Annotated in this window: 11 protein-coding genes and 2 pseudogenes; 12 read left to right on the forward strand and 1 reads right to left on the reverse strand. The window is 49.0% G+C overall.

Translation table 11 applies throughout. The features are described 5' to 3' along the window. Positions 1 to 242: 242 nt before the first annotated feature. The gene (gene ihfB / locus CCOS864_RS07975) at positions 243 to 536 is read left to right on the forward strand and encodes an integration host factor subunit beta (RefSeq protein WP_115085828.1); all 294 of its coding nucleotides are present in this window, start codon (positions 243 to 245) and stop codon (positions 534 to 536) included. Between the two features lie 439 nt (positions 537 to 975). After that, on the forward strand, positions 976 to 2,025 hold the full coding sequence (locus tag CCOS864_RS07985) for an LPS O-antigen chain length determinant protein WzzB (protein ID WP_115085830.1): 1,050 nt from the start codon (positions 976 to 978) through the stop codon (positions 2,023 to 2,025). 625 nt (positions 2,026 to 2,650) lie between these two features. Here CCOS864_RS07985 and CCOS864_RS28370 read toward each other — a convergent pair. Further along, positions 2,651 to 2,761: pseudogene (locus CCOS864_RS28370) on the reverse strand (IS5/IS1182 family transposase); the annotation flags it as partial. An 85-nt stretch (positions 2,762 to 2,846) separates the two neighbouring features. Between CCOS864_RS28370 and tnpB the strand changes: the two are divergent. The 10 genes and pseudogenes from tnpB to CCOS864_RS08035 form a co-directional block, all read left to right on the forward strand. After that, positions 2,847 to 3,017 (forward strand): IS66 family insertion sequence element accessory protein TnpB, encoded by a 171-nt coding sequence (gene tnpB, locus CCOS864_RS28375; protein WP_338068369.1) that lies wholly within the window; start codon positions 2,847 to 2,849, stop codon positions 3,015 to 3,017. Positions 3,018 to 3,651: 634 nt separating this feature from the next. Further along, the gene (rffA, locus tag CCOS864_RS07995; RefSeq protein WP_115085831.1) at positions 3,652 to 4,803 is read left to right on the forward strand and encodes a dTDP-4-amino-4,6-dideoxygalactose transaminase; all 1,152 of its coding nucleotides are present in this window, start codon (positions 3,652 to 3,654) and stop codon (positions 4,801 to 4,803) included. Between the two features lies 1 nt (position 4,804). Next, positions 4,805 to 6,097 carry an O-antigen translocase gene (locus CCOS864_RS08000; RefSeq protein WP_115085832.1) on the forward strand — a complete coding sequence of 431 codons (1,293 nt, stop codon included), beginning with the start codon at positions 4,805 to 4,807 and terminating at the stop codon, positions 6,095 to 6,097. Then, a complete protein-coding gene (locus CCOS864_RS08005) occupies positions 6,084 to 6,992 on the forward strand; it encodes a glycosyltransferase (RefSeq protein ID WP_115085833.1) in 909 nt (302 codons plus the stop codon). Before CCOS864_RS08000 ends, CCOS864_RS08005 begins: the two co-directional genes overlap by 14 nt. A gap of 54 nt (positions 6,993 to 7,046) precedes the next feature. Beyond that, positions 7,047 to 8,201: a glycosyltransferase family 4 protein gene (locus tag CCOS864_RS08010; protein WP_115085834.1), complete on the forward strand. Its 1,155-nt coding sequence runs from the start codon at positions 7,047 to 7,049 to the stop codon at positions 8,199 to 8,201. 11 nt (positions 8,202 to 8,212) lie between these two features. Then, positions 8,213 to 9,187 carry a UDP-glucose 4-epimerase family protein gene (locus CCOS864_RS08015; protein WP_115085835.1) on the forward strand — a complete coding sequence of 325 codons (975 nt, stop codon included), beginning with the start codon at positions 8,213 to 8,215 and terminating at the stop codon, positions 9,185 to 9,187. Then, positions 9,184 to 10,197: an MraY family glycosyltransferase gene (locus CCOS864_RS08020; protein ID WP_115085836.1), complete on the forward strand. Its 1,014-nt coding sequence runs from the start codon at positions 9,184 to 9,186 to the stop codon at positions 10,195 to 10,197. The genes CCOS864_RS08015 and CCOS864_RS08020 overlap by 4 nt, the downstream gene beginning before the upstream one ends. An 81-nt stretch (positions 10,198 to 10,278) precedes the next feature. Then, positions 10,279 to 12,267, forward strand: coding sequence for a polysaccharide biosynthesis protein (locus tag CCOS864_RS08025; protein WP_115085837.1), 1,989 nt, complete (start codon positions 10,279 to 10,281; stop codon positions 12,265 to 12,267). A gap of 76 nt (positions 12,268 to 12,343) precedes the next feature. Next, positions 12,344 to 13,531 carry a hypothetical protein gene (locus CCOS864_RS08030; protein ID WP_148708519.1) on the forward strand — a complete coding sequence of 396 codons (1,188 nt, stop codon included), beginning with the start codon at positions 12,344 to 12,346 and terminating at the stop codon, positions 13,529 to 13,531. Positions 13,532 to 13,738: 207 nt separating this feature from the next. Beyond that, a pseudogene (locus CCOS864_RS08035) lies at positions 13,739 to 13,913 on the forward strand (transposase domain-containing protein); the annotation flags it as partial. Positions 13,914 to 13,919 lie beyond the last annotated feature (6 nt).

A 13,919-nucleotide genomic window follows, 5' to 3' on the forward strand; every position in this document is an offset into this window, starting at 1 on the left:
TGCTGGTGTTTAAAAAAGGGCGACTTCGGTCGCCCTTTTTTGTGCCTGCGATTTCTTGTTGCGGCTGGAACCCTTGTGCCAGCGCGCTTTGCCGGGGGCAGTGGTAAAGCGCCACTATACATTTGTCCTACGCCCATTTTTTGAGAATCCGATTAAGTCAAGAACCGCCCTGTTCAAATCCCTCAGGTCGTGCTAAAAACAACGAAGCAATGATCTAGCTGCTTGATAAAGAAGGGAAAAATATGACGAAGTCGGAGCTGATCGAACGTATTGTCACCCATCAAGGGCTGCTCTCATCCAAGGATGTCGAGCTGGCCATCAAGACCATGCTTGAGCAGATGTCCCAATGCCTGGCTACTGGCGACCGCATTGAAATCCGCGGCTTCGGCAGCTTCTCCCTGCATTACCGCGCCCCCCGCGTAGGCCGCAACCCGAAAACCGGCCAGTCCGTCAGCCTGGATGGCAAGTTTGTGCCACACTTCAAGCCAGGCAAGGAGTTGCGGGATCGGGTGAATGAGGAAGAAGGGCACGTTTAGGTTGTCGGATGAGAGGAAGTCGCTGTGCGGAACTTTAAACTCTTGGTTTTGGTCGTATTCTTGCTATTGATCATGGCGGTGGTGGTGGTGTTTGTGTTGGAAAATCAGCAGTTAATTCCGCTTAAATTTATCGGGTGGGAATTACCACAGTTGCCTTTATCGGTTTTGGTTCTTGTTCCCCTGATGGTCGGGCTCGGAATAGGTCCTTTGCTAACGCTGGGTGTGCGATTCTTTTCAAGAAGGAATTCTGGGGTGTACGCAAGCTCAAAAAATTTAATTTAGTCCTTGTGGAAATATTTGAATGGCCTGGTGCTTTGTAGTGGGAAGTGTCTTGCTCTAGCTTTTGCTTAATGTGAATCGCCTGGCTAAAATATGACGTAAGCTATTTTTTGAAGCGCTGGAATAAGAAGGCAGTACAGCCGAATAGGACAGATTATAAATGTATAGAAATGCCAGTGGTTCTAGGCCTGATGATGTTGATCTCTTTGAGGTGCTTCGTGGGTTGTACGCGCAAAAATGGTTGATCCTGTTCGTAACAACCATTTTTATTGTGATCGCGGCTGTTTATGTTTTTTTTGCCAAGCCGGTTTATGAGGTCAAGCTATTTGTTATTCCGCCAACAGCCAGTGGGATCGCCAATTTTAACTATGGTCGAACCGAGGGGTCAGGGCTGGAGCCTTATACAGTTAAAGATGTATATGATGTTTTTTTGCGGAGCTTGCAGGCTGAGTCGCTTCGGTCAGATTTTTTTGAAGCGTACTACCTCCCTGCGTTAGCGGAGGGGAGGCGGAATAAGGCAAGAGAGAAGCTGTATGATGACTTTTCGGATGACGTGTTTGTTAGTCAAAAAAGTAAGCAGTCCCCCGACCTGTATGTGCTGACTGTGCGTAATACTGACCCTGCGACTGCGGTGGCATGGGCTCGTACTTATGCTGAAAAAGCGAAGGATGTCGCTACATTGGAGCTGATAAAAAATGTAATTGACGAAGCAGCCGTCCGTGCTCGCAATTTACGTCAGCAGATTAATACAGTGCGTGAAAGTGGCCAGAAAACTCGAGAGAATTTGATCATTCAGCTTAAAGAAGCGTTGCGCGTGGCTGAGGCTGTCGGCCTGGAAAAGCCACCCATTATAGGTGGGGCGCTATCAGCTGAGTTGACAGCAAGTATGAGCGGGCAGTTGGTCTATATGCGAGGCGCACAGGCATTACGTGCCGAGATCCATAATCTGGAACAGAGAAAATCGGATGATCCTTTCCTGGAGAGTCTCCGTGGACTTCAAGAGAGGTACGCATTTTATAAGGGCTTGGATGTCGTTCCCAAAGATGTGTCTGTTTATCGGGTGGATGGAAGCATCGAGCAACCTAGTAGTCCGGTAAAGCCGCGAGTAAGTCTTCTTCTTGCGCTTGGCCTCTTGGTCGGCTTTATTGTGGGGGTGGCGTGTGCACTTGCCCGGTACTTCTATAGAAAAAGGCTGGTTATAGCAGGCTAGGTCTGCAACGAGTGCGGGCAGGAGAGAGGATTCGCTGTTGTAACCAAGAGGGCCGATGGCAAGAAGGACTTCGGTCTCGATTGTTAGTAGACGACTGATACGCCCCTGGCGTTTAAAAGTAGGGGCGATTCATGGAAAAAATAATAATTTTAGTTGCTCAACTGGCGATTATTAGTTCTTGGTTACAGTATGCCTCGGTTTGAATGGTCCCCCCCCCCCCGTCACCCGTTGTGCGTTCGGATGAGTTGGGGGCTTGGTAGGGGCCGTCGGGTGCAAAAAACACTATTGTGTTGTTTGTGATTACGAAATCAAGGGCTGATAAAGCACTCGGTGAAGCAGTGGGTCGGAGTTGATCGAGTGTCGATCGTGATGCCTTAAATTGGATTCGCTCAAGGCTAATGTATAGAGCAGGGGCGTTATTTAAGGATGTAAATTAAGTTAAAGTTTCTTAGTTTGAGAAATGGAGTGAGTTGTAGTGCCTGGAGGCTCTGAAATATCCGGGTATTTCCCGGCTGGCGAGCCGTCAGCATTTCTCAGAAACAAGGCATGTCGAAATTTCACCTGTCTCCTTCATTTTCACGATTCTTGGTCGCGTCAAGGTGCTCTGTAGTAGCCATTTCCCGAATTACAGGTGCGCCTCTCCTGTGCTCGACAGCAAATGTCGACACGCCATCCACGGGGTCGACAGGGCGAACAGCGTTACAATCGGCGCAGTGTTCTTGGTCAACCCCCCGAAAGTGTATCTCTATCCTAGGCCCGTGGGCTTTTGAAAGTCCATCGACGGCTTGGCTGCTCTGGTTGAGTTGGATATCGAAGTCGCAGTGTTCGACCCGGTGCTTTTTGTTTTCCTGAGTCACCACCGCAACCGGGTGAAAATCCTCTACTGGGAGCGCAACGGCTTCTGTCTTTGGCTCAAGTGCTTGGAGTCTGGGCGTGTTAAACATCACCCGATGCCGCCTCCGAGGCCATTGTGTAGGCGGTCAAGGAACTGAGCTGGTTGCTCGATGGCCTTGGCCTCTGGCGCAACCGGCCTCATCTAGGATTGACTCCAAGGCTCGTCGCCTGAACGGTATGCCAACGCCCAAATCTACAGTCTGGTCAAGATAGCCAAGGTCAACTGCCAGGAGCCCCGTAGGGTGGCTGCACCATGCACTGGAGCGATTACCGCATGCTCTCGGGTGTTGGCTATGAAGCGTTGCTGTCGTGTAACTGCTCACCAGAAATGCCGGAGTAAACAGGAAGCAAATCTGGCGATAGGTGAGGTTCATGGCTCGGATACTCCACTGCTCCCGATTTGCCTGCAGGCTGGGAGCGGCTAAAAGCTCATGACAAGAATATAAAAATGCCGCTAAGCACGGTATAATTTCTCGTCATGCACCATGGTCGAGAGCTGCTGCTTGAAAGGAGGCTCACAATGCCGGAAGGATTCTGCGTCGGCTGCCTGAGTTTCTATTAGCTAGCTTCCTGGCTGCGGTTTTTCCTCCATCGCCCCCGATTCTTGTCAGGCCTGGGCTCGTGTTGATATCTGGGCATGGGACGGTGTGCGGCAGTGATACGTTTACAAACACAGTTCTGCATTGGCACCGGTTAGCTGGCCGAGCTCAGGATGTTCTAGAGGAACAATGAATGATACCGTTTAATAAACCACCCTACACTGGAAATGAAGACGATTATGTGCTTGCCGCGATGCGCAGCGACAAGATGTCGGGGGATGGTGAGTTCAGTAGGCGTTGCCAGCAGTGGTTTGAAAAACGCTTCAATTGTCAGAAAACGTTGTTGACGCCTTCGTGTACTCAGGCGTTGGAAATGGCCGCGCTATTGATTGATATCCGGCCGGGTGATGAAGTGATCATGCCTAGCTATACATTCGTGAGTACCGCGAATGCGTTTGTGCTGCGCGGAGCCAATATTGTATTTGTGGATATCCGTAAAGATACTATGAATATGGATGAGAAGCTTGTCGAGGCTGCTATTACAGATAAAACTAAAGCTATTGTGCCTGTACATTACGCTGGTGTTTCCTGTGACATGGATGTCATCATGGACATCGCAGAGCGGCACAATCTATATGTTATCGAAGATGCGGCCCAGGGCATGATGTCGACCTATAAAGGGAGACCGCTAGGGACGATTGGGCATATGGCCGCGTTTAGCTTTCATGAAACAAAGAACTATACAAGTGGTGGTGAGGGTGGACTGCTTTTGATTAATGACCCGTCGTTCATTGAGCGAGCGGAGGTTATTAGGGAAAAGGGAACCAATCGTAGTCAATTCTTTCGTGGCATGATCGACAAGTATACTTGGGTTGATGTGGGTAGCAGCTACTTGCCAGGTGAATTACAGGCAGCCTATCTGTTTGGTCAGTTAGAAAAAGCGGATGTTATCAACGAGGCGCGCCAATCTATTTGGCAGCGCTATTACACTGGGCTGACTGCGCTGTGTGAAGAAAATCTGATTGAGATGCCAATCGTTCCCACAGATTGCGTGGCGAACGCTCATATGTTTTACATCAAGGTCAAGGACATCGACTGTCGTACCCAAGTCATTGATTTGCTTAAAAAACAAGGCGTTGGTGCGGTTTTTCACTATATCCCCTTGCACTCGGCACCCGCGGGTAAAGATTTGGGAAGATTTCACGGCTCTGATCGACATACCACTAATGAGAGCGAGCGGTTAGTTCGTCTGCCGATTTGGTTTGGGATGTCGGATAAAGAGGTCTCATGCGTCATAGACTGTGTAAAAAACGCGGTTTTTGAATCTTGTCGTGATACCAAGTAAGATGTCGTCAATCTCTTCTCGCCGACGTTTGATTTATCGTGTCGCATTGACGTCCGTCGCACATCTTTCGAAGATCGCCATCGGTTTTATTTTTTTAAAATTGGTGGCTGTCTATTTAGGTGTTGATGGAATGGGGCAGCTGGGTAACTTCATGAGTGCAGTTACCTTTCTTGCGCTGTTAGCAGGAGGAGGGATCGTCAATGGTGTCATAAAATACGTTGCAGAGTATCGGCTTCGACCGCATGCGCTGGTGAGATTTATTACAGCGGCAAAAACCTACTCATTGTTTATGTGTTTGTTGGTTTTTGTTGTGGGCGTGCTGTTCTCAAAACCCATATCTGGTTACGTCTTCAAGCAGGAGGGTTACTACTGGATTATATTGATCCTTTCTGTGGCGCAGTTTGGGTTTGCCTTCAGTAACCTTGTTACCGGTACCTCCAACGGACTACATGATACCAAGACCTATGCACTCATTCAGGTTATTGGTAATCTCTTGGTTATCCCTCTTGCCTGGGTTCTTATCCGCTACTTCCAGTTTGCGGGCGCTGCAATCTCTGTGGTGCTGTTCTATTTAGTTTACAGTTTTCCTGCACTGTTTTTCTATTACCGTTTTTCCCTTAAGCAACACATAAGGGGATGGTCTTTTGATAGAGGGCAGTTCAAATCGCTCATGTCATTTTCTATGATGGCTTGTGTGGGTGCGATAAGTGTTCCGTTGGTTGAAATCGTTGTTCGAAGTGCGCTTGTCCATGAGGTGGGCTATGCGGCAGCTGGCATATGGCAGGCGTCTATAAAATTGGCAAGTGCCTACATGGGCTTTTTTGTGGTGTTTTTTGCAGCGTACTTTATGCCGTTGGTTTCAGCGCAGAAAGATAGCGCTTATATAGGGGGGCTGGTATTCAAGTTTATGCGCATCGCTGCGGGCGTCTTCCTTGTGGGGGGGGGGGCATTCTATGTGCTGCGGGATAACTTGATTCCCTTGTTCCTGTCGCCAGAGTTCTTTGAGTTGTCAGACCTGATAGGTTATCAACTGGCCGGCGATTTTTTTCGTGTGGTTAGCTACGTTATTGCCTTCGTCATTGTGGCTAAGGCGTCGCTAAAGCTGTATTTAATTAGTGAAATCACACAGGGCCTTATGTTCTGCTCGCTTAGCCTGTTAGCTATTAACGTGGGGTGGGGGGTTAAGGGAGTATTTTACGCTCATGTGGTAATGAATATCATCTACTTTCTTTGTATGTTGATTGGTTTTTTTGTCTATTTAAAAAGACGCGAGGCTTCTCATGCTGTCGGCTAGTGTAGTGGTGTCCTGTTATAATCAGGAAGATTATATTGAAGAGTGTCTGGACAGTATTCTAGGGCAGCAGGTCGACTTTGAATTTGATATTATTGTTTCGGATGACTGTTCGAAAGATACTACGCAACAGATTCTTCGGGACTATTGCAGGCGCCACCCGGGGCGTATTGATTTAATATTGCGTGACGAAAATGTGGGGGCCGCACTCAATTATCATGGTGTCCATGCGGCGGCAACAGGTGACATTATTTTTCATTTTGATGGCGATGATATTATGGAGCCGGGAAAGTTGCAGGCTCAGTATGATATTTTTTCGAATCATGATGATGTCAATATCGTTTTCCATAAAGCTACCTATTTTTCGGATGATCGCTCGTATTGCTCCGAGACGCTATACCCCGGCACAACGAACGAAGCGTTCTCCTTTTTTTCGTTGTCGCAACTTGCGCGCTGGGGTACGACGGCGGTGCATAGCTCCTATGCATACAGGAAGTCTTCACGGCGGGCAAAAATTGAACGAGAGTTTATGGAGTGGTTTTTTGCGATCGACTCGTTGATTCCAGCCGGGCGAGGTGTCTACATAAATAAAAGTTTAGTCATGTATCGTTGTAACACTTCTGGTGCTTCCTATTTGTCGAGTCGTGCGGGAAAGTACAAGTCTTATAATCTCTATTTTGGTGATATTTATCACTATTTTGAGCAGTGTCCTGAGTTGCGAAGTGACCTGTATTCAAATTTCCTTGTTACGTTCCTTGCGATGCTTAAATCCATAAGGATGACTAATTTCGTTGCGGTAAAATTCTTGTTCAAGAATGTTCGTTTTTTTAGGATTCGCAGCTTTCTGGATGCTGTATCGGTGCGCAAGTTGGTCGGGCCTGCGATCAGGGTGCGATAGAATTCGTTCGCTATCTGAAGGCGCGTAGGTCGTCGATTGGCAAGGTGGTGGAAAGTGTCTATTAAAAATATTCGTATCGCCCGAGTGTCTACGGTTCCATTCTTTGTGATCACTCAGCTGAGTGCTCAATTGAAGGAATTACATGACGCGGGGGCTTCGGTCAGCGTTGTAGCCAGCAACGATGAGCAGAGCAGTAATTTGAAAGCTTTGGCGGAGGTTCGATTTCTCCCTGTCGACATTTCCAGGGAGATCAACTTGGCTAAAGATTTGCTTAGCTTGTTCAGGTTGATAGTGCTCTTTCGTCGAGAAAAGTTTGACATCGTTCACTCTACGACGCCAAAAGCAGGGTTGCTCTGCGCTATCGCAGGTTGGGTGGCACGTACGCCAGTACGCCTGCATACATATACTGGTCAACCTTGGGTAACGATGACTGGGCTGAAAAGGCGTATTCTCAAGGCCTGTGACACGCTGACATCGTACTTGAATACACATAATTACACCGATAGCAAGAGTCAGCGGGATTTTCTTGTAGGCTCTGGTGTTATTCGAAGCGAAAAGCTCTCGGTTATAGGTGAAGGCTCATTGGCAGGAGTTGACACCAAACGCTTTAGTATCGGCCGCTACACGGATGCGGAGCGTTTAGTAATACGTAATGAGCTCGCTATACCTCCTGAAGCAAATGTTCTGCTTTTTGTGGGGCGTGTGACTCCAGAAAAAGGTATTCATGAGTTGCTAGGGGCTTTCGAAAAGGTTCTTCAGTCAGTTGCTAATACCTATTTGCTGATTGTGGGGCCCTTGGAAGATGAAAGGTTGTCCGGCGTCTTGAAAACATCGAAGAGTCGTGCCTTCATTCGAATTGTTGGCTTCTCGAACGAGCCAGAAAAATACATGGCAGTTTCGGACTTGCTCTGTTTGCCAAGTTATAGAGAAGGGTTTGGAACAGTAGTGATCGAGGCGGCTGCGATGGGCATTCCAACGGTGGGCAGTGATATATATGGCCTCTCGGATGCAATTGTCGACGGTGAAACTGGGCTTCTGGTGCCGGTGATGGATGAAGAGCGACTTGCACAGGCTGTTATTTCATTGCTTAACGACAAGGCCCGTTTGGGCGTAATGTCGGTGCAGGCTAAACAGCGCGCGCAGGCACAATTTGATTCGTTGGTATGCTCTAAACTGCTTATTCAGAAATACGAGAGTTTTCTCAAGTAGGAGGGGCGCAAATGGATGAAAGACTCAACGTGTTAGTCACGGGAGCCAGCGGCTTTGTTGGAAGTTCGTTGGTAAAGATGTTGTCAGCCTCGACGAAGTATCGTCCTCTTGCTGTTTATCGAGGGGCGCCAGCGTCATTACCTTCCAGGGTAGACAGTATTTTTGTTCGTAACCTTTCCGAGCTTGCCGGGCAATCGGCCGTTCTCAGTGGCGTTGATGTTGTTATTCATGCTGCGGCACGCGTACATGTCATGAGCGAAGTCGCCACCGATCCACTTTCAGAATTTCGTAAGGTTAATGTCGAAGATACGATGAATTTGGCCCGGCAGGCTGCGTCGGCTGGCGTAAGGCGTTTTATTTTCATCAGTTCGATAAAGGTAAATGGGGAGTTTACCCTTCCTGGTAAGCCGTTCACGGCGGATGCTGTTCCCGCGCCTATGGACCCGTACGGTGTGTCGAAGTTTGAAGCAGAGCAAGCACTGCTTGAGCTGGCGACAAGGTCGAATATGGAAATAGTCATCATCAGGCCAACATTGATTTACGGTCCAGGCGTCAAAGCCAACTTTCAATCCATGATGAACTGGCTGTACAAGCGCATTCCTCTGCCGTTTGGTTCAATAGATAATAAACGTAGTCTGGTTTCGTTGGGTAATCTGTCTGACTTGGTTTGGATTTGTATGCAGCATCCAGCTGCTGCTAACCAGGTTTTTCTTGTCAGTGATGGAGAAAGTCTTTCGACAACACAGTTGCTACGCAGAACCGCTAGTGCATTAGGTCGAAAGGCATTGTTGGTGCCCGTACCAATGGCCTTCCTTGTTTTTGCAGCTCGATTGTTGAGAAAGCCCGCTCTCTCGCAACGTCTTTGCGGCTCTCTCGAGGTAGATATTAATAAGACAAGAAATCTACTAAACTGGGAACCTCCAGTTTCTGTTGATGACGCTTTGCGCGAGACTGCAAGGCACTTTATGGACAAAAAAGAAAAATGAGCTTCTGGTATCTTTTTCCTGCGGTTTTCGCGTTGACCTACCTGCTGACTAAACTATTGCGCCGTTATGCTTTGGCCGCCAGCATGATTGATGTTCCAAATGCCAGGAGTTCTCATTCCACTCCTACGCCTCGCGGTGGAGGGCTTTCAATCGTCCTGGTATCTCTCCTCGCGCTGCCGCTGCTTGGATGGTACGAGTTCCTGAGTTGGTCCGAAGTGATGGCTTTCTCTGGGACGGGGGCGGTTGTCGCAGTCATTGGCTTTCTTGATGATCACGGTCACATCCCTGCGCGTTGGCGTCTAATCGGCCATTTTTCAGCTGCCATTTGGGGGCTGGTGTGGATTGGGGGGCTTCCGCCGCTGATATTGTTTGGATTTTCTGTAGACCTTTCGTGGTTAGGGCATGTACTGGCAGCGGTCTATCTGGTTTGGGTGCTGAATTTATACAATTTCATGGACGGTATCGACGGGCTTGCCAGTGTCGAAGCGATCTTCGTCTGCTTGGGCGGAGCTCTGCTGTACGGGATAGCCGGAATGAACGAGAATATCTGGTTGCCGGCAACAGTTGCTTGTGCGGTGGCCGGGTTCCTTGTTTGGAACTTTCCCCCAGCGAAGATTTTCATGGGGGATGCGGGAAGCGGCTACCTCGGTATCGTGCTTGGGCTTATGGCGTTGCAAGCGGCATGGGTTTCTCCACAGTTTTTTTGGAGCTGGTTGATTTTTCTGGGCATTTTTGTCGTTGATGCGACGTTGACGCTGTTGCGCCGGTTGCTTCGCGGAGAGAAAGTGTATGAGGCCCATCGAAGCCACGCTTACCAGTTTGCGTCGCGTCAGTATGGGCGCCATCTGCCTGTGACGTTGTGGGTGACAGCAATCAATCTGTTCTGGCTACTGCCGGTGGGGTTGCTTGTCGGGATGGGGATGCTGGATGGTTGTGTAGGGCTGTTGGTCGCATATCTACCATTGAGTATTCTGGCCGTTAAGTTCAGGGCGGGCAGCAAAGAAGCCTGAAAGTATGGGCGCGACTTGATATAGCTGCTGCTCGCTAAATCGCTTATAGTGTTTTTGGTTATATAGAAAAGGTAAACGGTCATGATGCGTAACTGGTTACTCCAGCTGCCCCGTCCGCAAAAGCGACTTCTTCAGGTCGTTGCGGACGTTTTCCTGGTCTGGTTAGCACTGTACTTGGCGTTTTTGATCCGTCTTGGCGTGGAGGAGATGATCACTCCGCTCGGTAGCCATTTGTGGCTGTTTATCTGCGCTCCGATCGTTGCCATACCGTTGTTTGTCCGTTTTGGCATGTACCGTGCGGTAATGCGGTACTTTGGTAATGACGCGCTCATTGCTATTGGCAAAGCGGTCTCGCTTTCCGCCCTTATTCTCGCGTTGGTGGTGTATTGGTACAGTAACCATCAAAACGTTGTGCCGCGATCGATCATTTTCAACTATTGGTGGTTGAGCCTTGTTTTGATCGGAGGCCTGCGCTTGGCGATGCGGCATTACTTTCTGGGTGACTGGTTTGCTGCCGCTCAGCATGTCCCATTTACACGGCGTGATGATGGCCTGCTCAAAGTTGCTGTCTATGGCGCAGGGGCGGCAGGTAATCAGTTAGTTGCGGCTTTACGCCTGGCCAAGGTAATGAGGCCTGTGGCGTTTATCGATGATGACGTCAGTATTGCGGATCGTGTCATTTCCGGCCTGCACGTATTTGCACCCAAGGATATTCAGCAGATGCTGGATTTGACCGGCGCTCAAGAGGTGCTGCTGGCGATTCCGTCATCAGCTCGTGGTCGTCGACGTGAAATTTTGGACTTCCTTGAGCGTTTTCCCATTCATGTACGCAGTGTTCCGGGTTTTATGGATCTGGCGAGTGGGCGAGTCAAAGTAGACGATATTCAAGAGGTAGATGTTGCCGACTTGCTCGGACGTGACCCGGTCCCAGCGCAACCTGAGTTGCTGCAACGTTGCATCGCAGGGCAGACGATACTTGTTACCGGAGCAGGAGGTTCCATTGGTTCGGAGCTGTGCAGGCAAATTCTTATGCTTGGTCCGATCACTCTTATTCTCTTCGAACACAGCGAATACAACCTTTATTCTATCTTGAGTGAACTCGAGCAGCGTGTCTCGCGCGAGTCACTTTCAGTGCGCTTGTTGCCTATTCTTGGTTCGGTGAGAAATCAACATCAGCTCTATGAAGTCATGCGAACTTGGCATGTAGACACTGTCTATCATGCCGCAGCCTATAAGCATGTCCCCATGGTAGAGCACAACATTGCAGAAGGCGTGCTCAACAATGTGATTGGCACATTGAACACTGCTCAGGCTGCGCTGCAGGTCGGCGTTTCGAATTTCGTGCTTATCTCTACAGATAAAGCCGTTCGGCCGACAAATGTCATGGGAAGTACCAAGCGCCTGGCTGAAATGACATTGCAGGCTCTCAGTTGTGAATTGGCACCTGTATTGTTTGGGGATTCGCACAAGGTTTCCCAAGTCAATAAAACACGATTCACGATGGTCCGTTTTGGCAATGTGCTGGGCTCTTCGGGCTCGGTTATCCCTCTTTTTCACAAGCAGATCAAGGCGGGCGGTCCGCTGACGGTTACCCATCCTAAGATAACCCGGTACTTCATGACTATTCCTGAAGCGGCTCAATTGGTGATCCAGGCTGGGTCTATGGGCCGCGGCGGTGACGTCTTTGTGCTGGACATGGGGGAGCCGGTCAGGATTGTTGAGCTGGCAGAAAAAATGATTCATCTGTCGGGGCTGAGCGTTCGCTCCGAAAAGAGCCCACGGGGTGACATCGCTATCGAGTTCAGTGGTTTACGTCCTGGGGAAAAGCTCTATGAGGAGTTGCTGATCGGGGATAACGTCGTGGCAACTCAGCATCCAATGATCATGAGCGCGAATGAAGACTATCTTGTGTGGGATGTCTTGAAAGAGCGGCTTACAGAGATTTTGGCTGCAGTCGAGGCTGATGACTATGGTCGTGTTCGACAGCTGCTTCGTGAGACGGTCAGCGGTTACGCTCCCGATGGGGAGATTGTTGACTGGATCTATCAGCAGCAGCGGCTGGATCCTTGAAAAATTGATGCTGAAGAGCCCAAGGTTCGTTAGCGGACCTTGGGTTATTTGAAATGGATGGTAAGGGGCTGTGGGTTTGTCAGACAAAAGCGAGGGGCAGCAGGTTGAGGTAAGCGAAAGTATGTCGTTAACCGTAGCTGTAGCTGTGTTGTTGTTGGTCATTGGCTTTCCTCGTGTATACGGTACGGAAGTGCCCATGGCTATTTTCTTGATTCCTTTTTTTTTGCTTGGTTTCGTACGATACTTGGCAAGAAAGGGCACCTTCACGGTTCTATTGTTGATCTTGTTTGGCGGGTGGCTGGTAGGAGGCGCGCTGATCTCTTTATCCGGTACATCGGCAGATCTGTTTTTTCATTTGGTTGTCTCGATAAAGCTCTTGCTTAATGTTTTTTTCGGTTACGTTGTTTATCGGGTTGTCAAATTGCGACCCAATGCTCTTCTCGTCTGGCTGGCATTGCAAAGTGTTGTGATCCTAGTGTCGATTTTTAATCAGGGTTTTTATAATTTCCTGTTAGGGTTTATCTCGCCACGCTCTGCTGATGTATTTCAGCATGTATTCGGATTGCGTGGTCTGGGATTCGGCTTGTTTCATATCGATGGTGCGTTGACTTTAATCATTGCAGTTTTCTATTTCCTGCTGGTGACACCTGCTGGATTTGGGAAGAACATTGTCTTGATCATGATGTTTCCAGTTGCTATGGCGGTTGCCAGGAGTGCAATTATTCCCTTTAGCATATTTGGCGCCGCTCGCAAAGGGATCGGCTTCAAAGCGGTGCTGGTGTTGGCAGTAGTTGCAATGATAGGGCTGAGTTTTTATGTAACCGAAGGTCCATTCTACGAGGCAACTGAGGTTTTTAGGAACCTGCTGAGTCATGGCGAGTTGCGCAGTGCCAGTGTGAACTCATTGGCCGAAATGTATGCTTTGCCCAGTACAGTTGATACTTACCTTTTTGGGGACGGTAGATACTACTCTGAGGATGAGTCTGAACTTGGGTTCTATATGGGAACGGACGTGGGGTACCTGCGGCTTCTCTATTTTTCAGGTGTAGGGTCGGTTGCGGTATTTCTAGTCTTGAATACCTATTTCCTTTTCGGTGTTCTGCTATCAGGGAAATATATTGGTAGTAAAGATATAAAGATTTTTGCGCTTTCTCTGTTGGCGGTGTTTTTTATTATCAACTTTAAAGGGCTGCAAATTATGCCGCTGTTTGCGATGGCGGTTTATATGTATGCGGAGGAAAAAAGACATAAGCAGCAGGCCTGAAGATGAGGTGTGTTGACTTATGATATCTTTGAAGCGCTGTTCGCCCCCAAGTGGGTCAGGAGAAACGTTTTCTGAGTTTTATCAAAGGAAGAAGACGTACTCCGGCTAGTCGTCCACTTCCGCATACGACGGTTGGCAAACCATCATTAATGAAAATCACTTTTCCATCAGTGACGAAGCCAGCGAGCAGTTGGGCGCAAGGCTTGATTGTTCAGCGATACGCTCAAGGGCGCCACCGCCAGTGCACAGAACTACAGCCTGATCGAGACCGCTAAGAGCAACGGCCAAGAGCCCTATAGGCGGCTGCGCCACGTGCTGGAGTGGTTACCACACGTACGAAGCACTGCTGCCGTGGAACTGCTCGCCAGAGATGCCACGGTAAACCGGG

Origin of the sequence: Pseudomonas wadenswilerensis (assembly GCF_900497695.1) — a bacterium.
Taxonomy (GTDB): domain Bacteria; phylum Pseudomonadota; class Gammaproteobacteria; order Pseudomonadales; family Pseudomonadaceae; genus Aquipseudomonas; species Aquipseudomonas wadenswilerensis.